General features: G+C 69.2%; 18 protein-coding genes and 2 tRNA genes. 7 read left to right on the plus strand and 13 right to left on the minus strand.

What is annotated here, in order from left to right; translation table 11 throughout:
- Window positions 1-2: 2 nt before the first annotated feature.
- The 3 genes from BWQ93_RS16680 to BWQ93_RS16690 form a co-directional block, all read right to left on the minus strand.
- Window positions 3-899, minus strand: coding sequence for an AAA family ATPase (locus tag BWQ93_RS16680; RefSeq protein ID WP_156420472.1), 897 nt, complete (start codon window positions 897-899; stop codon window positions 3-5).
- A 100-nt stretch (window positions 900-999) separates the two neighbouring features.
- A complete protein-coding gene (locus tag BWQ93_RS16685; RefSeq protein ID WP_077032480.1) occupies window positions 1,000-2,238 on the minus strand; it encodes a DUF4350 domain-containing protein in 1,239 nt (412 codons plus the stop codon).
- Entirely contained in the window at window positions 2,235-2,939 is a 705-nt protein-coding gene (locus BWQ93_RS16690) for a DUF4129 domain-containing protein (protein WP_077031484.1), read from the minus strand. Before BWQ93_RS16690 ends, BWQ93_RS16685 begins: the two co-directional genes overlap by 4 nt.
- 164 nt (window positions 2,940-3,103) lie before the next feature.
- Here BWQ93_RS16690 and BWQ93_RS16695 point away from each other — a divergent pair, with 164 nt between their 5' ends.
- The gene (locus BWQ93_RS16695) at window positions 3,104-5,305 is read left to right on the plus strand and encodes a dehydrogenase E1 component subunit alpha/beta (RefSeq protein WP_077031485.1); all 2,202 of its coding nucleotides are present in this window, start codon (window positions 3,104-3,106) and stop codon (window positions 5,303-5,305) included.
- The gene (locus BWQ93_RS16700; protein ID WP_077031486.1) at window positions 5,302-6,348 is read left to right on the plus strand and encodes an acyl carrier protein; all 1,047 of its coding nucleotides are present in this window, start codon (window positions 5,302-5,304) and stop codon (window positions 6,346-6,348) included. The genes BWQ93_RS16695 and BWQ93_RS16700 overlap by 4 nt, the downstream gene beginning before the upstream one ends.
- A 184-nt stretch (window positions 6,349-6,532) precedes the next feature.
- On the opposite strand, the gene BWQ93_RS16705 is transcribed toward BWQ93_RS16700, so the two are convergent.
- Window positions 6,533-7,168, minus strand: a complete 636-nt coding sequence (locus BWQ93_RS16705) for a response regulator transcription factor (RefSeq protein WP_232314640.1) — start codon at window positions 7,166-7,168, stop codon at window positions 6,533-6,535.
- Between the two features lie 169 nt (window positions 7,169-7,337).
- On the opposite strand from BWQ93_RS16705, the gene BWQ93_RS16710 reads away from it, so the two are divergent.
- Window positions 7,338-8,843, plus strand: coding sequence for an AMP-binding protein (locus tag BWQ93_RS16710; protein ID WP_156878271.1), 1,506 nt, complete (start codon window positions 7,338-7,340; stop codon window positions 8,841-8,843).
- Window positions 8,844-8,862: 19 nt separating this feature from the next.
- Here the strand turns inward: BWQ93_RS16710 and BWQ93_RS16715 are convergent.
- The 6 genes from BWQ93_RS16715 to BWQ93_RS16740 form a co-directional block, all read right to left on the minus strand.
- Window positions 8,863-8,937, minus strand: a tRNA-Glu gene (locus BWQ93_RS16715).
- 17 nt (window positions 8,938-8,954) lie between these two features.
- Window positions 8,955-9,030: transfer RNA gene (locus tag BWQ93_RS16720), tRNA-Glu, on the minus strand.
- A 69-nt stretch (window positions 9,031-9,099) separates the two neighbouring features.
- Complete coding sequence (gene recJ, locus BWQ93_RS16725; RefSeq protein WP_077031489.1) at window positions 9,100-10,866, minus strand: single-stranded-DNA-specific exonuclease RecJ; 1,767 nt, start codon at window positions 10,864-10,866, stop codon at window positions 9,100-9,102.
- Window positions 10,863-12,404, minus strand: coding sequence for a PH domain-containing protein (locus BWQ93_RS16730; protein WP_077031490.1), 1,542 nt, complete (start codon window positions 12,402-12,404; stop codon window positions 10,863-10,865). The genes recJ and BWQ93_RS16730 overlap by 4 nt, the downstream gene beginning before the upstream one ends.
- Entirely contained in the window at window positions 12,401-12,934 is a 534-nt protein-coding gene (locus BWQ93_RS21310; protein ID WP_077031491.1) for a PH domain-containing protein, read from the minus strand. Before BWQ93_RS21310 ends, BWQ93_RS16730 begins: the two co-directional genes overlap by 4 nt.
- 24 nt (window positions 12,935-12,958) lie before the next feature.
- Window positions 12,959-14,920 (minus strand): alkyl/aryl-sulfatase, encoded by a 1,962-nt coding sequence (locus BWQ93_RS16740; RefSeq protein WP_077031492.1) that lies wholly within the window; start codon window positions 14,918-14,920, stop codon window positions 12,959-12,961.
- 65 nt (window positions 14,921-14,985) lie between these two features.
- Between BWQ93_RS16740 and BWQ93_RS16745 the strand changes: the two genes are divergently transcribed.
- From BWQ93_RS16745 to BWQ93_RS16755, 3 genes are all read left to right on the plus strand, one after another.
- A complete protein-coding gene (locus tag BWQ93_RS16745; protein WP_077032481.1) occupies window positions 14,986-15,471 on the plus strand; it encodes a flavodoxin family protein in 486 nt (161 codons plus the stop codon).
- A 103-nt stretch (window positions 15,472-15,574) separates the two neighbouring features.
- The gene (locus tag BWQ93_RS16750) at window positions 15,575-15,988 is read left to right on the plus strand and encodes a nuclear transport factor 2 family protein (RefSeq protein ID WP_077031493.1); all 414 of its coding nucleotides are present in this window, start codon (window positions 15,575-15,577) and stop codon (window positions 15,986-15,988) included.
- Window positions 15,985-16,323, plus strand: a complete 339-nt coding sequence (locus BWQ93_RS16755) for a putative quinol monooxygenase (RefSeq protein ID WP_077031494.1) — start codon at window positions 15,985-15,987, stop codon at window positions 16,321-16,323. The genes BWQ93_RS16750 and BWQ93_RS16755 overlap by 4 nt, the downstream gene beginning before the upstream one ends.
- 95 nt (window positions 16,324-16,418) lie before the next feature.
- Here the strand turns inward: BWQ93_RS16755 and glpX are convergent, their stop codons facing one another.
- Window positions 16,419-17,390, minus strand: a complete 972-nt coding sequence (glpX, locus tag BWQ93_RS16760) for a class II fructose-bisphosphatase (RefSeq protein ID WP_077032482.1) — start codon at window positions 17,388-17,390, stop codon at window positions 16,419-16,421.
- 54 nt (window positions 17,391-17,444) lie between these two features.
- On the opposite strand from glpX, the gene BWQ93_RS16765 reads away from it, so the two are divergent.
- Window positions 17,445-17,945 carry a hypothetical protein gene (locus BWQ93_RS16765; RefSeq protein WP_077031495.1) on the plus strand — a complete coding sequence of 167 codons (501 nt, stop codon included), beginning with the start codon at window positions 17,445-17,447 and terminating at the stop codon, window positions 17,943-17,945.
- Here BWQ93_RS16765 and BWQ93_RS16770 read toward each other — a convergent pair.
- Both BWQ93_RS16770 and BWQ93_RS16775 read right to left on the minus strand, forming a co-directional pair.
- Entirely contained in the window at window positions 17,942-18,766 is an 825-nt protein-coding gene (locus BWQ93_RS16770) for a hypothetical protein (RefSeq protein WP_077031496.1), read from the minus strand. The genes BWQ93_RS16765 and BWQ93_RS16770 overlap by 4 nt on opposite strands.
- A 258-nt stretch (window positions 18,767-19,024) precedes the next feature.
- Window positions 19,025-20,356, minus strand: coding sequence for a homoserine dehydrogenase (locus BWQ93_RS16775; RefSeq protein ID WP_077031497.1), 1,332 nt, complete (start codon window positions 20,354-20,356; stop codon window positions 19,025-19,027).
- Window positions 20,357-20,375: the final 19 nt, after the last annotated feature.

The raw sequence follows: 20,375 nt of genomic DNA on the forward strand, positions 1-20,375 counted from the left end.
GATCAACGCGGCACCTCCTCGCGTTCGAGCAGTGCGCTCACCACCTGTTCGACGCTGCGCCCCTCGATCTCGGCCGCGGCCGACAGGATCACGCGGTGGCGCAGCACCCCGGCGGCAAGGCGCTGAATATCGTCGGGGATCACATAGTCGCGCCCGTCGAGTGCCGCCGCGGCGCTTGCGGCGCGCGCGAGCAGCGAGGCCGCGCGCGGGCTCGCGCCGCATTCCAGATCCGCGCTCTCGCGCGTCGCGCGCACCAGCCGCACGATATAATCGACGATCTCGTCGGCCAGCCGGACGTTCGAAATGATATCGATTGCCTCGCCGATCGCCTTGGCATCGGCCACCTGCGCCACGCCGAAATCGCCGACCGCGGGGCTCTTGAAGCGCCCGCCATGCTCGGCGACGATCCGCCGTTCTTCCTCGATTGCCGGATAATCGACGACCAGCTTGAACAGGAAGCGGTCGAGCTGCGCCTCGGGCAGCGGATAGACGCCCTGTTGCTCGATCGGGTTCTGCGTCGCCAGCACAGTGAAGCGCGGGCTCATGACGTGCGGCTCGCCGTTGATCGTCACGCGCCGCTCCTGCATCGCCTCGAGCAGCGCGGCCTGCGTCTTGGGCGGGGTGCGGTTGATTTCATCGGCGAGCAGCAGCTCGGTAAAGATCGGCCCCTTGGTGAGCGTAAAGCTCGACGTCTGGAAGTTGAACAGGTTCGACCCCAGGATATCGCCCGGCATCAGGTCGGGGGTGAACTGGATGCGCCCGAAATCGAGCCCGGTCGCGCGGGCAAAGGCCTGCGCGAGCAGGGTCTTGGCGGTTCCCGGCGGGCCTTCGAGCAGCACATGGCCGCCCGCGAGCAGCGCGATCGTCACCATCCGCGTCAGCGGCTGCTGGCCGAACACCGCCTTGGCGACCTCGGCGTCGATCGCGGCGCCCAGCGCTTGCACGCGCGCGACGCCCCCCGCCCCGTCTTTCTTGGGCCCGTCGCCCTTGGCGAGTAGATCAGCTGTCACGGATTAAGTCCTTCCTGATGTCGTGCAGCGCCTGCGCGTCTGCGAGGAATTCATGCTTGTTGCGCGCGAGCGGCAAGCGCCGCGCGAGCGCCGAGAAGAGGTCGCCGCCGGGCGGCAGATGCCGGTCGATCCAGCTGTCGGTCGCCGCGGCGTCGAGGCCGGCGGGGGCGTGCAGCCGCCGCGCGATCGCGGCGCGCAGGCTCGCGACATAGCTGTCGGCGCCCTCCAGCTCGCGGTCGGCCTGCTTGATCAGGTCGGCGCTGTTCGCGATCAGCGCCGCCTTCGACACCGCGATGGCGCGCCCGGGCTTCAGCGCCGGGCCGAAGCGCGCCCACGCCTGCCACAGCGCGAAGAGCCCCGCCGCGATCAGGCACAGGGTGATGCCGATGAACGGAGGCACGAAGGCAAAGCGCAGCAGCGAGCGCCCACCGCCCAGCCCGTTCAAGGTGACGTCGAAGGCGATGCTGTCGGCGTCGGCGTCCTCGGCGATGCCGTCGATCAGCATCGCGGCGCCGCGCGCGCCCTCGCGGCTGGCAAAGGCGAAATTGTTGATGAGGTCGGGGTCGGCGAGGATGTAGACGTCCTGCTCGCGCGCCCGCGCCAGCACCGCGCCGCCGTCCGGTGCCGCGGCCAATGTCTCGATCCCGTCGCCTGACACCGTCTGGACGCCCGCGGGCAGCGACAGGCCGATCTGGCGCCCCGCGACCCACGCCGGGGCTTTCGTCACCTGGCCCTTTGACGTGTCGATCGCGACCTTGCCGAAGGGCGCCTCGGGCAGCAGCCTCGCGGGCGGCGCGACCGGGGCGCCGACGCTGACCCAACCGGGCTTGGTGTCGCTCCCCGGGATGCGCATCGCCCGCCATTTGGGCAGCACGATCAGCACCGGGGCGCCCCCGGCGCTCGTCAGCAGTTCGGCGATTTCCTCGGCGCGCGTCTCGTGCGTCGGGGTCAGGACGATCAGCGGCTGATAATCGTCATAGCTATAGGAGGGGGGGCTGCGCCGGATATCGACCGTCGCGCCCGCGCGTTCGATCAGGTCGACGATCCCGGCATAGCCCGGCGCTGCCTTCGACAGCGCATGGCCCTGGCCGTCCTTGCCGCTGCTGAGCTGCGGGCCGAGCGCGATCAGCGCCCACAGCGCGATGAAGGCGATGATGCCGATGACGACCACGCCGGCCATCAGCCGCGGGTTGAAGGGGCTCTCGCCGCTCGCCGTCTCGCCGCTCATGCGCGCGCCCAATTCTTCGGCACCGTCATCTCGGCATAGGCGGCGCGGCACTGTTCCCACGCGCCGGCGTCGATCGCACGGCCGCCGAACAGGCTGATCTCGACCGCGCGCGCGATGCGGCTGAACGCCTCGCGTGCGACCGCGGGCAGGTCGCTCGCGCCCGCCAGTTCGCGCGACGTCATCGCGGGCTTGACCAGCCCGGGACGGCGCCCCTCGATATCCTCGACGCTGCGATAGAGCAGCAGGTGCGCCGCTTCGGCAAAGCGCCCCGCCGCCGCCAGCGCGTCGGCCTCGGCGAGCAGCGCGCGTGCCGCGCCGGCTTCCGCCTGCCCAACCAGCTCTTCCTCGTCCGCCGCGCCGCGCTTGCGGCGCAGGCGCAGGTCGTCGACCCAAGTCGCGAAAGCGGGGACGAACAGATAGAGGAGCAGCAGCACCAGCGCGATGCCCGCAACCCACAGCAGGGGCTGCGCTGCGGGGGCCAGGAATTCGAACAGGCGACCGATCGCCCGGCCGATCGCCATCAGCCATCCCGGCGTTTCGGGCACCGGCGGCGGGGGCGGGAAGGCGGTCTGGATCGTGTCGCCCGCCATCGTCTGGATATAGCCGGGATCGACGAGTTCGGGATCGACCAGCCAGCCTTCGCCGCCGTCGCGGGGCGTTTCGGCGGCGGCCGACGCCTGGGCGATCCACAGCGATATCATGTTGAAAAACTGGCTCCGCCCCGGATCGTCATCGCCGTTGGTGGTAGCGCGCCCGGCGGCGCGATGGCAAGAGATGCTTGCAAGCGCCCGCGCGCCATAATAGCGCGCCGCGGCGGGCGGGCCGATGGTTGCGCCTGCAACGAAGAGACGATGGGAGACACGGCGTGGACGCGGCGCAGGCGGTACATGAAAAATTCCTCGCCGCGCTGGCGACGGGCCGGCTGCCCGATCGCGCCGATGCGCCGGATCCCGCGACCGCCGGCCTGTCGCGCGCCGAGGCCACCGACATCTTCCTGTCGCAGCTGACCAGCCGCCAGATGGACCGGCTGTCGCGGCATCTCCAGGCGCGCGGCGAGGGTTTCTACACGATCGGCTCGTCGGGGCACGAGGGCAATGCCGCGGTCGCGGCGGCGCTCCGCGTCACCGACATGGCCTTTCTCCATTATCGTTCCAACGCCTTCCAGCTCCACCGCGCGCGCCAGCTGCCCGGCGAGACCGCGACCTGGGACATGCTGCTGAGCTTCGCGGCGTCGAGCGAGGACCCGATTTCGGGCGGTCGCCACAAGGTGATCGGCTCGAAACCGCTCGCGATCCCGCCGCAGACCTCGACCATCGCCTCGCATCTCCCGAAAGCGGTCGGCGCAGCCTTCTCGATCGGCATCGCGCGGCGGCAGGGGATGAAGGACCTGCCGCTCCCCGACGATGCGGTGGTGCTCACCAGCTTCGGCGACGCCTCGGCGAACCATTCGACCGCGCAGGGCGCGTTCAACACCGCGGGCTGGGCGGCGTTCCAAGGCTCGCCGATGCCGCTGATCTTCCTCTGCGAGGATAATGGCATCGGCATTTCGACGCGCACGCCGACGGGCTGGATCGAGGCGCAGTTCCGCCACCGCGCGGGTCTCCACTATATCCAGTGCGACGGCACCGACCTCGCTTCGGCCTATGCGGGCGCCAAGGAAGCCGCCGACTACGCGCGCCGCACGCGCAAACCGGTGTTCCTCCATATGGCGACGGTGCGTCTCTACGGTCACGCGGGTTCGGACGTACAGGGCGCCTATCTCCCCAAGGCGCTGATCGAATCGGACGAAGCGCGCGACCCCTTGCTCAAGGGCGCGGCGCTGATGGCGCAGCAGGGCTGGATGACCCCGGCCGAAATCGCCGAAACTTATGAGGACATCGGCGCGACGCTCGCACGGCAGGCCGAGGCGGCGATCCAGCGGCCCAAGATCACCACCCCCGCGGGTGTGATGGCCAGCCTCGTCCCGCCGAAGCGCGAGGTCGTGCGCGCCAACACCCCCTCGGCCGAGGACCGCAAGGCGATGTTCGGCAGCGACGCGGGCCAGATGGACAAGCCGATGCACATGGCGCGGCTTTTGAGCTGGGCGCTCGCCGACTTGATGCTCGCGCACAAGGAAATCGCCGTCATGGGCGAGGACGTCGGACCGAAGGGCGGCGTCTATAACGTCACCGCCAAGCTCCACCAGCGTTTCGGATCGTCGCGCGTGATCAACACCCTACTCGACGAACAGGCGATCCTCGGCCTCGCGATCGGCATGGCGCATAACGGCTTCGTCCCGATGCCCGAGATCCAGTTCCTCGCTTATGTCCACAATGCCGAGGACCAGATCCGCGGCGAGGCAGCGACGCTCAGCTTCTTCTCGAACGGTCAGTACACCAACCCGATGGTGATCCGCATCGCGGGGCTCGGCTACCAGAAGGGCTTCGGCGGCCACTTCCACAACGACAACAGCCTCGCGGTCTTCCGCGACATTCCGGGCGTGATCCTCGCGGTGCCGTCGAACGGCCGCGACGCCGTCGCGATGCTGCGCGAATGCGTAAGGCTGGCGCGCGAAGAGCAGCGCGTGGTGGTGTTCGTCGAGCCGATCGCGCTCTACATGACCCGCGACCTCCACGAAGAGGGCGACGGCCTGTGGACCAGCGTCTATGAAGCGCCGGGCGAGGGTACGCCGATCGCTTTCGGCGACGTCGGCGTCCATAGCGACGGCACCGACCTCGCGATCGTCACTTACGGTAACGGATATTATCTCTCGCGGCAGGCCGAGAAATTGCTCGCCGCCGATGGCGTCGAGGCGCGCGTGATCGACCTGCGCTGGCTCGGCCCGGTCGACGAGGACAAGCTCGTCGCCGCGGTCGGCGACGCAAAGCGCATATTGATCGTCGACGAATGCCGCATCACCGGCTCGCAGAGCGAGGCGCTGATGGCGAGTTTCGTCGAGCGCATCCCCGACCAAAAACTCAAGCGGATCGCCGCCGAAGACAGCTTCATCCCGCTCGGCCGGGCCGCGACGCTCACGCTGCCGAGCCGCGATTCGATCTACGCCGCCGCGAAGGAGTTGCTCGCATGAGCGCGAAGAAGACCGCGCTCGTCATCGCCCCCGGCCGCGGCACCTATGGCAAGGGCGAACTCGGCAGCATTGCGCGCCTCCACGGCACACGCTTCGCAGACGTCATCGCGAACTTCGACGCCCAACGCGCCGAGCGCGGCCAGCCGACCGTCACCGAACTCGACGGCGCCGAGCGCTTCAGCATCGCGACGCACATGCGCGGCGATGTCGCGGCACCGCTGATCTACACCGCCACCGCGCTCGATTATCTGAGCATCGACCGCGACCAATATGACATCGTCGCCGTCGCGGGCAATTCGATGGGCTGGTACAGCGCGCTCGCATTGGGCGGCGCGGTGTCGGTCGCGGACGGTTTCCGCATCGCGAACGCGATGGGCCTCAACAGCCAGACCCACGGCCCCGGCGGGCAGATATTGCTGCAGGTCGTCGACGAGGACTGGCGCCCCGTCCCCGGTCTCCGCGAATCAATTGTCGATCTCGTCGCCGCGATCGACGCCCGCCCCGGCCACGACCTCGCGCTCTCGATCGACCTCGCCGGCATGCTCGTCCTCGCGGGCAATGAGGAAGGTCTCGCCGCGCTCTTGGCCGAAGCCCCGCCGACCCCCGGCCGCGATCCGCTGCGCCTCGCGGGCCACGGCCCCTTCCACACCCCGCTGATGTTCGGCAGCTCGCAAAAGGCCAAAGCCGAACTGTCCGCGTCGCTCTTCGCGCCGCCCGCGATCCCGATGGTCGACGGCCGCGGCCATATCTGGCGCCGCTTTTCGTCGGACCCCGATGCCGTGTGGGATTATACCTTCGGCCACCAGGTCCTCGCGCCCTATGATTTCGCGCTCTCGGTGCAGGTCGCGGTCAAGGAGTTCGCCCCCGACGTGATCATCCTGCCCGGCCCCGGCGACACATTGGGCGGCGCGATCGCGCAGTCGCTGATCGGGATCGAATGGCAGGGGATCGCAGGCAAGGCCGACTTCATGGCGCGGCAGGCATCGGACCCAATCCTGCTCTCGATGGGCCGCGCCGGACAGCGCGCGCTCGTCGCGGCCTAAGGCAAAACCAGTTGGGGCCGGCGAAGGGGGACCCTCGCCGGCCCCGCCGGTGGTTGGAACGGCCGCGTGGGTGGCCCGGCCGCGCGATCGAACGGCAGCACCCCCGGGGACCAACTCAGGGGCACGCGCCGCTCATCCTCTCTATAGGATGCGTGCCGCACGTCCGGTCACGCCGCGCCGCCGATCATGCTCCGCTTCGGACCATATCACCCGCCTCGGCGACGAAGCGCAGCCGCAGCAGTTCGGCGATGCTCCCCGCCTCGGCGCGGCGCATGATGTTCGCGCGGTGCACCTCCACGGTGCGCGGGCTGAGCTCGAGCCTGCGGGCGATCGCCTTATTGCCCAGTCCCGCCGCGATCGCCTCGAGGATATCCTGCTCGCGCGGGGTCAGCGCCGCGAGCCGTGCCGCCGCCTCGCGCCGCCGCGCCTCGGCTTCGCGCCGCGCCCGCCATTCGCCCGTCGCCGCGTCGACCGCCGGGCGCACGGCGCGCGGATCGAGCGGCGCGGACAGCAGGTCATAGGCGCCGCTGCGCAGGATCGCCCGCGATTCGGCGAGGCTCAGCCGCTCGGCAGCGACCAGCAGCACGATGTCGGCCCGCCCGCACAGCCGCTCGAGCAACGCCGCACCCCCGCCGTCGGGCTGCTCCCAGCGCATCACTATGATGCCGCTCGCGGCCTCGGCTCCCGCCGCCAGATAATCCTCGCCGCTCGCAAAGCCGCGCACCACGCGCGGCGCCCCCGCGACGAGCGCGCGGAAACAGGCGCTGCGCTCGATCGCATCGGGCAATATCAGCTGGATCTGTCCCTGATCTTCGCTCACCGCTCCTTGCTGCCGCGCCGGGCCGCGGCCGGACAGCGCAGATACTTCCGCCCCGGCGCCAGATCGGAGAAGAGACGAATCCGCCCCGCAACGATTTCGCGCTGGCGCGCACGTGGGGAGTAGTTAGTATACTAATTAAATCCGGAATCAGGGCAAGAAGGAGGGGCATTTGCGCATCATCACCGACGACCGGGCCATCGACGGCGCCGATCTCGCCGCGCGCGTCGATGCCGCCGCCGGGGCCTTCGCGGCGCGCGGGGTCGGGTCGGGCGATTGCGTCGCGCTGTTGCTACGCAACGACATCGCCTTTCTCGAGGCCAGCCTCGCGTGCCGCCGCCTCGGCGCCTATTGCGTGCCCGTCAACTGGCACTTCGCCCCCGACGAAATCCTCTATGTCCTCGGCGACTGCGGTGCCCGGCTGCTCGTCGCGCACGCCGACCTGCTCGCCAGCGTCGCCGACGCGCTGCCCTGCCCCGCGATCGCCGTCCCCGTGCCGCCCGCGATCGCGGCGGCGTATCGCACCGCCGGGCCCGTGGCTGCCGGGGAGGACTGGGACGCCATCCTCGCCGCCGCGACCCCCTGGACGAAGCCGTCGCCGCCTGCCGCCGAATCCTTGATCTACACCTCGGGCACCAGCGGCCATCCCAAGGGGGTCAAGCGCCGCCCCGCCATCGCGGAACAAGCGGCAGCGAGCGACGCGATGCGCACGCTGATCTACGGTATCGGCCCCGGATCGCGCGTGCTCGTGCCCGCCCCGCTCTATCACACCGCGCCCAATCTCTTCGCGCACCGCGCCGCCGCGCTCGCCGATCTGCTCGTGCTCCCCGCGCGCTTCGATCCCGCAGGCCTGCTCGCCGCCATCGAACGCCACCGTATCACGCATCTCTATGCCGTGCCCGCGATGTTCACCCGCCTGCTCGCGTTGCCCGAGGCGCAGCGCCACGCGCACGATCTTTTGTCGCTGCAATTCGTCCTCCACGCCGGCGGCCCCTGCGCCCCCGCGGTCAAGGCGGCGATGATCGACTGGCTCGGCCCGGTGATCGAGGAATATTATGGCTCGACCGAGGCCGGCCCGATCACCCATGTGTCGAGCGCCGAATGGAGCACCCACCCCGGTACCGTCGGCCGCGCGATCCCAGGGGTCGAGATCGCGATCGTCGACGACGCGGGACAGCGCCTGCCCGCGGGCGAAATCGGCGAGGTCCAGTCGCGCAATCCGGGCTATCCCGATTTCACCTATCTCGGCCGCGACGCCGACCGCGCCGCGCTCGACCGGGGCGGCCTGCTCGCCTCGGGCGACCTCGGCTATCTCGACGGCGAGGGCCGGCTCTTCCTCTGCGACCGCAAGCGCGACCTCGTCATCTCGGGCGGCGTGAACATCTACCCGGCGGAGATCGAGGCGGCACTGCAGACCATCGCGGGCGTCGCCGACTGCGCTGTGTTCGGCATCCCCGACGCCATCACCGGCGAAGCGCTGATGGCGGTGGTCGAACCCGAAGCGGGCGCAACGTTGACGGTCGAGGCGATTCGGGAAGGGCTGAAGCCCAGGCTCGCGGGCTACAAGATCCCGAAACGGATCGAACTCACCGCCGCGCTGCCGCGTGAGGCGACGGGCAAGATCCGCAAGCGCCTGCTGCGCGATCCCCATTGGGCCGCGGCGGGGCGGAGCATCTGACTGCCGGGTTTGGAAAAGCTGGTGACCCCTACGGGAATCGAACCCGTGTTTTCGCCGTGAGAGGGCGACGTCCTGACCGCTAGACGAAGGGGCCGCGCTAACGACCGCCGATGGTGACCCCTACGGGACTCGAACCCGTGTTTTCGCCGTGAAAGGGCGACGTCCTAGACCGCTAGACGAAGGGGCCGTCGTTCGGTGAGCGGGCGCCTTAGACGGGCATAAGTTTGCGGTCAAGCGCTTCGCTGCACCGCAACCGCTAATCGGCGAACGCCGCGTCTTCCAGATGCAGTTCGGCGGCGGGGCGGCTGCCCCAATCGTCGCGTTTCGCGCGGCCCGCGAGCCATAATTTGCGCCCGCGCGCATGGAGCAGGGTCTGCCCCAGCTCGGTCTCGGCGCTGCGGAAGGCGATGGCCTTGAAGCGCGCGCCGTCGTCGCCCGACACGATCAGCCGGACATGGTCGGTGCCGACGATCCCCGCCTCGACGATTCGCACCGGCCCCGTCGCGACGCGCGGCGCGGGCCAGCCGGCGCCGTACGGCCCCGCGCTCTCGATCGCCTCGCACCAGAGCGGACTGATTCCGCGCGGCGCCAGCACCGCGTCGATCAGCAGCGCGCGGTCGCCGCTCGCGCGCTCGACATCGGCCGCCAAGCGTTCGTTCAGGAACGCGCCAAACGCATCGAGCTTGTCGGCGGCGACGGTCAGCCCCGCCGCCATCGCATGCCCGCCGCCCGCGACGAGCAGCCCCATTTCCTTGGCGGCAAGGATCGCCGCGCCCAGGTCGACGCCGCTGATCGAGCGCCCCGATCCCTTGCCGACGCCCGCCTCGTCCACCGCGATCACGATCGCCGGGCGGTGCAATTTCTCCTTGAGCCGTCCCGCGACGATGCCGATCACGCCCGGATGCCAGCCCGGCCCCGCGACGATCGCGACCGGGGCATTGCCCGCGCGCTCGCTCATCGCCAGCGCTTCCTCGAGCACCCCCGCCTCGATCGCCCGGCGCTCCTCGTTCAGCCGATTGAGCTCCTGCGAAATCTCCGCGGCCTCGTCGGGGTCCGAGGTGGTGAGCAGCCGCACGCCGAGGTCCGACTTGCCGACGCGCCCGCCCGCGTTGATCCGCGGCCCCAGCGCAAAGCCCATGTCGGTCGCCGTCGGCGCCTTGGTCAGCCGCGCCGCATCCATCAGCGCCGCGAGCCCGATATTTCCGCGCCGCGCCATGATCTTCAGCCCCTGCGTCACCAGCGCGCGATTGAACCCGGTCAGCCGCGCGACGTCGGCGACGGTGCCCAGCGCGACCAAGTCGAGCAATTCGATCAGCGCCGGCTCGGCCCGATTCGCGAAAAAGCCCCGCGTGCGAAGCTCGCGCAGCAAGGCCGCGCCGAGCAGGAAGGCGACCCCGACCGCCGCCAGATTGCCGTGCACCGCCGCGTCGGGCACCTCGTCGAGCCGGTTCGGGTTCACCACCGCAAAGGCCGCGGGCAGCGTCGTCGCGCATTGATGATGGTCGACGATGATCGTCTCGACCCCCGCGGCATTGGCCTCGGCGATCGCTTCGAACGCCTGCGCGCCGCAATCAACGGTGACGACCAGCTTCGACCCCGCCGCGCCGATCTTCACCAGCGCCGCGCCCGAGGGGCCATAGCCCTCCATCAGCCGGTCGGGGATATAGGCGCCCACGGGCACGTCGAGGTCGCGCAGCAGCCGCACGAGCAACGCCGCCGAGGTCGCGCCGTCGACGTCGTAATCGCCGAAGATGGTGATCGCCTCTTTGGCTTCGACCGCATCGGCGAGCCGCGCGGCGGCGCTGTCCATATCCCTGAACAATGCCGGGTCGGGCATGAAGCCGCGCAGCGTCGGCACGCGCTGGCGCTCGAGGTCGTCGCGCGCCACCCCGCGCGCGAGCAGCAATTGCGTCACCAGATCGTCGGGCGCCAGATTTTCCGACGCCATGTCGGCGCTCGCGCGGCGCCAATGCCATGGCTGCCCGGCGATCGAGCGTGTGATACCCAGAGCGGTGTCGGTCATGCCCGTGCTTTGGCGGTCAGGATGCGCGCGCGCAACTCTTCCGCGACGCCGCGCGGGATCGCCGGGATTTCATGGCTGGCGAGCGAACTGCCGCCCGGCACGCCGAAGACGAGCGTCGCGAGGCCCAGCGGGCGCAGGATGAAGTCGGTCTTGAGGTCGGCGCTCTGCACCGACGCATGCGGCAGCAAGGTCGTCTTGGGCTTCCACATCCCGCGCCGGATCGCGACACGGTCGCCGAGGTCGATCCAGCGATGGAAACGCGCGCCGAACAGCGATCCGAGCGCGATCAGCACCCCCGCGACCGGGCCGAGCCACCCGAGCGACTGGCCGAACGACACCGCGGTCAGCCCGCCCAGCGTTGCGCCCACCGACCCCACGAAGCCGCCCAGCGCGACGATGCGGTGGCTGTGCTGCCAATCGGCGTCGCCCGCGGGCCGCGGGATCGCGATCTCGCCCAGCACCGGGTCGATCTCGTCGAGTTTGGCGAAGGGGACGACCTCATGGTCCTTTTCCTTGCCGCCGTCGCTCGCCAGGCTTTGCAGCCGCAGCTGGTGCCAGCCGAAGCGCCGGCGAAACCAGCCGGTGACCAGAATCGCCGCCTGCACGCGGCGCACCGGAATCGCGACGTCGGTGCGCGTCGTCAGCCCGCGCGTACGGCGCAGCGACTTGGGCTCGCGCGTCAGGCGGAAGCCCCAGTTGGCGAAGACCATCGTCGCGATGCCGCTGATAAAACCGATCAGCAGCAGCGAAAAGAGCGCGCCCAGTCCCGCGATCCAGCGGTGCGCGATCACCCACTGATCGAGGCCGTACTGCCCCGCGAGGTCGATCCAGTCGGAGGGGCTGAACATGTTGAAGTCGAAGGGCAGCAGATCGTCGAAGAATTGCATCGTGGCGCCGACCACCGCGAGCGCGGCGAGCGAGAAGTTGAACAGCCCCGCGACCAGCAATCGCCGCGGCCCCATCGCAAAGAGCAGCCGGTCTTCTTCGGCGACGGGCGCGGCGATGGGCGCCGCCTCGCCGACAGGGGAGGCGGCGGACGCCGCGACCGCCCCGCTGCGATGCGCACGGATCGTCGTGCGCAGCGCCTGCGCCGCCTCGAGCGAGATGGCGTCGAGATTGGCCTCATTCTCCTTGCCCGCGCCGCCGGCGCCGGTCTCGAAACCGACCTTGGCGATGCCCAGCGCGCGCGCGACCAGGCCCTGCTCGATGCCGACGTCCTGGATGCGGTCGAACGGGATGGTGCGGTGCTGGCGCGACAGCACCCCGCTTTCGATCACCACTTCGTCGTCGCCCACGAAAAAGCGAAAGCGCAGCCAGTTCAACCAGGCAAAGGCGAGCGAGATCATGATGAAGGCGAGGATCGCGGGGACGATCCAGATCCAGTTGCCGGTGAAACCCAGCGCCGCGACCGCGGGCAGGAAGTTCAGGCTGCGCGGGCCGAGCTTGACGATCGCCAGCGCCAGCGTCGCGGGGTGCAGCCGCTGCCAGTTCGGTTCGGCGCCCGCGCTGTCGGAAACGGGCAGGGCGGCGTCGCTCATGCGAAATCGGTCTGGATATGGCGGCGGATCGTCTCGCGCATCGCGGCGGCGAGGTCGGCGGGCAGGCCGGGCAGGGTGACCGTGCTGTTGTGCGTGCCCGATGTGTGGACGATCAGGTGCGACAGGCCGAACCAGCGCTCGACCGGCCCCTGCCCGACGTCGATATGCTGGACGCGCACGAAGGGCACGATCGTGTCGGTGCGGAACATCCAGCCGCGCGCGACGCGCAATTGCCCCTCGCCGATCCGATAGCCCCAGCGCTGCATCCGCCGCGCGGGAAAGGTGACGATCATCAGGATCGCGATCAGCCAGGCTAGCGCCGTAATCAGCCCGTACGGTCCCTCGAGATGTCGGATCAGCAGCGCGTCGAACACGCTCGCCGCGATCGCCAGCGGAATCAGGTTCATCGCGGTCGTGACGCGCAGCACATGGGTATAGCGCGGGTCGACGGGGTCCAGCCCCTCGCTCGTGTTGAGCGCATTGGGGTCGAAGGGGTCGGTCGGGTGCGCCGGGGCGTCGGTGTCGGTCATGATCCTCCGTAGTCGGTCAGGGGCTTAGGGGACAACCACATTGAAACGCGGGTCCGCGGGCGGGTGCAGCGCGAACCAGCTCAGGAACGCCATCCGGTCGCCGTCGATCTTTATGGCGCCCGACTGCATCAGCGCCGGGAATTGCGCCTGCCCCAGCATCACATCGTCGAGTATCTTGCGGTCGATGGTGATCGTCGCGGCTGGCGCGGGGTCGGTAAAGCCGTAGCGCGGGAATTCGACCCCGCCGCCGACCACCACCGCAACGCTCTCCTTGCTGTCGGGCAAAACGAACTGGAAAGTTCCCTTGAGGCTGCTGCCCTTCGCGGCGTCGAACCGCGTCGCGAGCGCATCGAAGAAGACCGCGGTCGGGATCGCGCTGACGAAGCTGCGGCTCTGCCCGTTGCCCGACACGCTTTCGACCGCGTTGCCGCGCAGGCTGGCCGCTGCCGCCAAATAATAGTTGCGCCACGCCCCCGACTCGGCCTGGTAACCGAGCTGGTCATAGGCCGAGGCGAGCGCCGCGCGCGCCTCCTTGTTCTCGGGCTCGGCGAACACCAGCTTGTTCAGCAGCTCGGCCGCCCAGCGATAGTCGCCCGCCGCGATCGCCTTCTTTCCCGCCGCCAGCAATTTGTCGGCGCCGCCCGCCAGTTCGACATATTTGGGCGCCGACTGCTCGGGCGGAATCGGATTGAAGTTCGCCGGATTGCCGTCCCACCAGCCGAAATAGCGCTGATAGACCGCCTTCAGGTCGTGGTTCAGCGTGCCATAATAGCCGCGCGTCGCGAAATCGCGCGCCTGCACCGGCGCCTCGGCGGTCGCGTCGGCGAGCTCGTGCAAGGTCGCGCCGCGATTGGCGAGAAACAGCGTGCGGTCGTGGACATAGCGATAGGCGTCGCGCTGGTTCGCGAGCAATTCGCTCACCTCGCCCGCCCCCCAGGTCGGCCAATGGTGCGACGCCATCGCCACCTCGGCCTTGCCGCCCCATTTCACGAGCGTCGCGTCGATCACCTTCGACCAGTGCAAAGCATCGCGCACCTGCGCCCCGCGCAAGGTCAGCACATTGTGCAGCGTGTGCGTCACCACCTCGGTCGTGTGCAGCGCCTTATAGGCGGGGATATAGAAGACGAACTCCGACGGCGCCTCGGTCCCGCCGGCGTCGAGGAAGTCGAAGGCCAGCCCGTCGATCGTCAGCGTGCCGCCCTTTTCGCCGACGGTCTCGGTCGGCTCCATATAGCCGATGGTCCCCGACGACAGCTTGGGCCCCAGCCCCGTGTCGACCTGCCCCGCGGGTCCGGGCGCGAGGATTGATCCGAACATGTACAAGGCGCGCCGCCCCATCGCGGTCCCCGCGAGGACATTCTCGGCGGTCGCTTCCTCCGAAAAGCCGTGCGGCGCGATGATCCGGATCTTCTCCTTCGCCACCTGTTCGGGGGTGACGATCCCGCCGACCCCGCCGAAATGGTCGCTGTGGCTGTGGCTGAAGATCACCGCCTTGATCGGCTTCCTGCCCTCCTTGACCTCGACCGTGTCGGCGAACAGCTTCCACCCCGCCGCCGCGGCCTCCTCGGACAGCAGGGGATCGACGACGATCCAGCCCGACTTGCCGCGGATGATCGTCATCACCGAGATGTCGTAGCCGCGCAGCTGCCAGATCTTGCCCGGCACCACCTCGAACAACCCATGCACCGCATCGAGCCGCGCCTGCCGCCACAGCGACGGGTTCACCGTGTCGGGCGCTTCGGCCGCGTTCAGGAACTCGTAGGGCCGCCGGTCCCACACCGTCTTGCCGTCCTTGGTCAGGATCACCCCGCCGGGGATTTCGCCGAGCTTGCCGCGCGTCGCATTCGCCATGTCGCGCGGGTCATCGAGCGGCAGGCGCTTCGCCAATTCGGCCTGCGCGGTGCGCGTCGCCTCGCTCGCGGCGTCCTGCGCGATGGCGGCGAACGGCAGGCAGCTGGCAAGCAGCACGGTGGTCAGTCGGCGCATGAACTATCTCCCCCTCTTCGGGAGCCAGCTTGCGCGCCGCGCCGCGGCTTGGCAAGCATCGCCGCATGACCGCCGCGCCGCACCTCCTGATCGTCTGGCACAGCCGCACCGGCGGCAGCGAAGCCCTCGCGCGCGCCGCCGCGGAGGGCGCTGCGACCGCGCGCCTGCTCGCGGCGGACGATGTGACGCCGGACGATCTGATCGCGGCGAGCGGCTATCTCTTTATCGGCCCCGAAAATCTCGCCGCGCTGTCGGGCGCGATGAAGGAGATGTTCGATCGTTGTTATTATCCCTGCCTGGGGAAACTCGAAGGCCGCCCCTATGCGACGATCGTCTGCGCGGGCTCGGACGGCGAGGGCGCGCAGCGCCAGCTCGACCGCATCGCCACCGGCTGGCGGCTGAAACGCGTCGCCGACGCCGTCATCGTGAACACCGCGGCGCAGACCCCCGAGGCAATCCTCGCGCCCAAGACGATCCCCGCCGCCCGCCTCGCCGAAGCCCGCGACCTCGGCGCCGCGCTGGCGGAGGGCATTGCGGCGGGGATATTTTGAGCGCGGTGTTTAGCGCAATGACTAGTGCGCTTTCGATCCGCCGCGCGGCATAAGAATCGGCGCGGCGACCCTCGATCCGACGGGCGCGAAGGAGGAGAGGCGGATGGCTTTTTCAGGTCCCCTGGAGGATCGTCTCGCGCTGCGCGATTTGCTCGATTCCTATGCGGACGCAGTGTGTCGCAACGATGGCGCCGATTGGGCTGCGACCTGGGTCGAAGCCTGCCGCTGGGACCTTGCGGGTTTTGGGGAGTTAGTCGGCAAGTCGGCGGTGGTGGAGACCTGGACCGCGGCGATGCGCGGCTTTCCGGGGCTCGTGTTTCAGGCGTGGCCCGGCGCGATGACGGTCGCCGGCGATACGGCGACGATGCGGTCCTACACCTGCGAAACCTATTGGCGCGACGGGGAGATGCGCCGCGATTTCGGGGAATATGCGGACCAGTGCGCGAAAATCGACGGGCGCTGGTATTTCGTCAGCAGACAATTTCGTTCGTCGCGGCGATCGGAGAGCGATACATGAAGATCATCGTCGAAGCCAAGGTCGATCTGGACCCGGCCCGCCGCGCCGAGGCGCTCGCGGGCGCGCAAGGCTGGATCGAAGGGGCGCAGGCGCAGCCCGGATGCCTCGGCTATTTCTGGACCGCCGATCCGCACAACCCCGCGCGAGTGCATGTCTTTGAGGAGTGGGAAAGCGCCGGCGCCTTGGCCAGTCACCTGGCCGGCCCGCAATATCGCGGCATGCTCGCGCATGTTTCCGCGTTCGGCCTGACGCACGCCGTCAGCCGGAAGTTTGCGGTCGCGCAGGAGGGACCAGTCTATAATTCAGGCGGCGTGGCGTCGGCCGCGTTCGAATGAAGCCGCCAGGATTCGCCCGGGTGGACAGGAGGGGGCTTGCGTGGCGGCGTTGCTCCGCCGGCGCGACCGACATGTGACCGGGCCTGAAGCCCGAACTACCCCAGCCGGTGCTCGCCCTTCACCCAGCGCACCGTTCCCGACGACGCGCGCATCACCACCGTTTCGGTGGTCATCACCCCGTCGCGGCGGTGCTTGACGCCGCGCAGCAGCGAGCCGTCGGTCACCCCCGTCGCGGCAAAGATCACATCGCCCTTGGCGAGGTCTTCGAGGTCATAGACGCGGTCGAGGTCCTCGACGCCCCATTTCGCCGCGCGCTTGCGCTCGTCGTCGTTGCGGAACAGCAGGCGGCCCTTGAACTGCCCGCCGACGCAGCGCAGCGCCGCCGCCGCGAGCACGCCCTCGGGGGCGCCGCCCGACCCCATATAGATGTCGATATTGGTCTCGGGGTTGGTGGTCGCAATCACCCCGGCGACGTCGCCGTCGGGGATCAGCGCGACGCCGCAGCCCAGCGCGCGCAGCTCGGCGATCATCGCCTCGTGGCGCGGGCGGTCGAGCACGCACACCATGACGCCGTCGGGGCCGCAGCCCTTCTCGCGCGCCACCGCCTCGACATTCTCGCGGATGCTGTTGCCGAAATTGACGATGTTCGGCGAATAGCCGGGGCCGACCGCGAGCTTGTCCATATAGACGTCGGGGGCGTTGAGCAGGCAGCCTTCCTCGGCGATCGCCAGCACCGCCAGCGCATTGGGGCCGGCCTTGGCGGTGATCGTCGTGCCCTCCAGCGGATCGACCGCGATGTCGATCTTGGGCCCCTTGCCCGGCGCATTGCCGACCTTCTCGCCGATGAACAGCATCGGCGCCTCGTCGCGCTCGCCCTCGCCGATGACGATCGTGCCGTCCATATAGAGGTCGTTGAACGCGTCGCGCATCGCCTCGACCGCGGCGGCGTCGGCGGCCTTTTCGTCGCCGCGCCCGATCAGCTTGGCTGCGGCGATCGCCGCGGCTTCGGTGACGCGCACCATTTCGAGCACGAGCACCCGGTCGAGGTTGCTGCCGGTCTTCGTCATGTCGCTCACTCTCCGTCTTTACTTGTTCCGCCCCGTCGGCATGGTGGGCGCCATATGGTCGGTAACGCCGCTTGTCGAGAAACCATCGCGCGATTCGCCGCGGCTTTCGCCGCCGCCTGTGTCGTGATCGTGACGCCCGCCGCGGGGCAGGAAGCCCCGCCCGCGACGCCGCCCACCCCTGTCTACGGGCCGCCCGCGCCCAAGCCGTCCGTCGATGCCGCGACCGCCGCGGCCAAGGCGAAGGAACTCGTCGATCCGATCAAGCGCTGCAAACCCGGCGAGGACGGCGCGATCGAGGTGTGCGGCAGCGACACCGACCGTCACCGCCTGTCGCCCGAACTGCGCGCGATCGCCGGGATTGGCACGTCGACCAAGGACAGCATCCCGCACCAGCCGGTGAGCGCGATGACGCTCGACCGCCTGCCCTATAACTGGATGTCGCTCGGCGGCCGCTTTCCGCCCGGCCCCGAATATAACCATCTCTACGAAATGGCGAAGCGCGCGACCGACCCCGATACCGGCGTGCCGCCGCCGCCCGCCGAGGAAGAGCCCTAGGCAAAAACTTCGGCCGCCGTGGTGCCGGGCTCCGACGCGCGATACAGGCCGGCGGGGATCAGCAGCTGCGCCGCGAAATAGATGCCGAACAACAGCACCCAGCCGATGCTCATCAGCGTCTCGACCAGCCCGCCCGGCGCGTTGGTCGTGATGACATAGAAATGCAGCGCCCCCAGCGCGCCGAACGCGATGCCGAAGGCGACGTTGTAAAGCAGGAAAAATCCGAACAGCCACCATTGCTTGCTCGCGGTGCGTCGCCACGATTCGGCATAGGGCGAAAAGGGCTCGAGCGACCCGCGCGCCGCCATGATCGGCCCGACCAGGCAGAAGCGCGCGAGCAGCCATGTTCCAAACAGCGAAAAGACGAGTTGGCGGATCGCCGCGACGACGGGGTTCATCAGCCATTCGGCGGCGCCCATCGCGAGGACGACGGGCACCACCACTACCAGTCCGACGACGAAATAAAGCAGCACATAGGCGAGCAGATAGGCGAAGCCCGCGACCATCCCGTACATGATCTCCGAAATATAGCCCTCGCGCATCTCGGCCAGCAACGCGTTCCACGCCGCCAGCATCGCCCCCATCACGATCACCGTGACGATGCCCAGCAGGTAGAGCGGCCCGGCGATCGAGCCGCCGACACGATAGGTCCAGGGATCGGCGGCGATCGCCATCAAATTGCGCAGGCTGAAGATCGGCTCGCTCGACAGGAGCAGATACGGCAGCACGACGCCCAGCACGGCATAGGCGAGCAGCGCCTGCCAATGCTCGCCCGCCAACCGGCGCGCCTCGCCCAGCCCGCGCCCGATATCGATGTCCATGAAAACGCCCCCATTGCTCCCCAGGCCATGGGTAACAGGGGAAAGGGCGATTGCAAGCGGCGGACACCTTCCTCCCCCTTGATGGGGGAGGCAGCGAGACTTGGGCGCTTGCGCCCTAGTCGCAGCGGTTGGGGGAGCGGTTTCGGCCTGAAGCGAATAGAGCAAGGACGCACCCTCACCCCCCATCCAACTCCGCCTAGTCGCCTGCGGCGATAAGGCTTCATATCCTTCCCCCATCGAGGGGGAAGGTGCTGTCCGCTACAACGCCAAAATCGGCATATGCATCGGGGCGCCCACGACATGGTCCGACGCCGCCAGCGTGGCCAGCGCCGCGGCGATCGCGCGCGCCGGGCCTTCGTGGGTGACGATCGCGATCACCACGCCGTCCTGGTCGTCGGTGCCGCGCTGGATGAAGCTCTCGATCGACACGCCGGCATCGCGCATCGCCGTCGCGATCTCGGCGAGCACGCCGATGCGGTCCTCGACCACCAGTCGGACATAATGTTTGCCGACCCGCGCGCCGGCATCGGCCTTGGGCGCCTGGTCGAGCGCATCGACGGGCATCGCGAAGGCCGGACCATATTCGTCGCGCGCGATGTCGATGATGTCGGCGACGATCGCCGACGCCGTCGGCCCCGCGCCTGCACCCGCGCCCTCGAAGAACAGCCGGCCGACGAAGTTGCCCTCGGCGACCACCGCGTTGAGCGCGCCGGGAACATAAGCGAGCGGATGGTCCGCGGGGACGAGGCACGGCTGGACATGCTGGTAGAGGGCGCCGCCATTCTTGGCACCGTCGCGCTCGGCCATGCCGATCAGCCGCACGCGGTGGCCCAGCGCCTCGGCCTCGCGGATGTCGGCGGCGATCAGGTCGCGGATGCCGTTCGTCGCCACCGCGTCGATGTCGAGCTTGGTGCCGAAGCACAGCGCCGCCAGGATCGACAATTTATGCGCGGCGTCGATTCCGTCGACGTCGAAACTCGGGTCGGCCTCGGCATATCCCTCGGCTTGCGCCGCGGCGAGCGCGTCGGCGAAGCTCGCGCCGTTCCGCTCCATCTGCGTCAGGATATAATTGCAGGTGCCGTTGAGGATGCCATAGACGCGCGCGATCTCGTTGGCCGACGCGCCCTCGCGGATCGCCTTGATCACCGGGATGCCGCCCGCGACCGCGGCCTCATATTTCAGCGGCGTGTCCTTTTCCTCGGCAAGCCGCGCTAGGTTGAGCCCGTGATGCGCGATCATCGCCTTGTTCGCGGTGACCAGCGCCTTGCCGCTGGAAAGCGCCTGCCGGGCGAGCGTCAGCGCCATGCCGTCGGCACCGCCGATCATCTCGACGACGACATCGACGTCGTCGGCCGCGACCAGCGCACCGAGGTCGTCTTCCCAGCGATAGGGCGACAGGTCGACCCCGCGGTCCTTGTGCCGGTCGCGCGCCGACAGCGCGACGATCTCGACAGCTCGGCCCGCGCGACGTGCGATCAGCTCGCGGTTCGCCTGCAACAGCTTGACCACCCCGCCGCCGACGACGCCGAGCCCCGCGAGCGCGACGCGCAGCGGCGGACGGGGGGCAGCGGGGGCAGGGACAGGCGACATTCGGGCACTCCTAATATGA

Origin of the sequence: Sphingopyxis sp. QXT-31, from assembly GCF_001984035.1 — a bacterium.
In the GTDB taxonomy this organism is placed as follows: domain Bacteria; phylum Pseudomonadota; class Alphaproteobacteria; order Sphingomonadales; family Sphingomonadaceae; genus Sphingopyxis.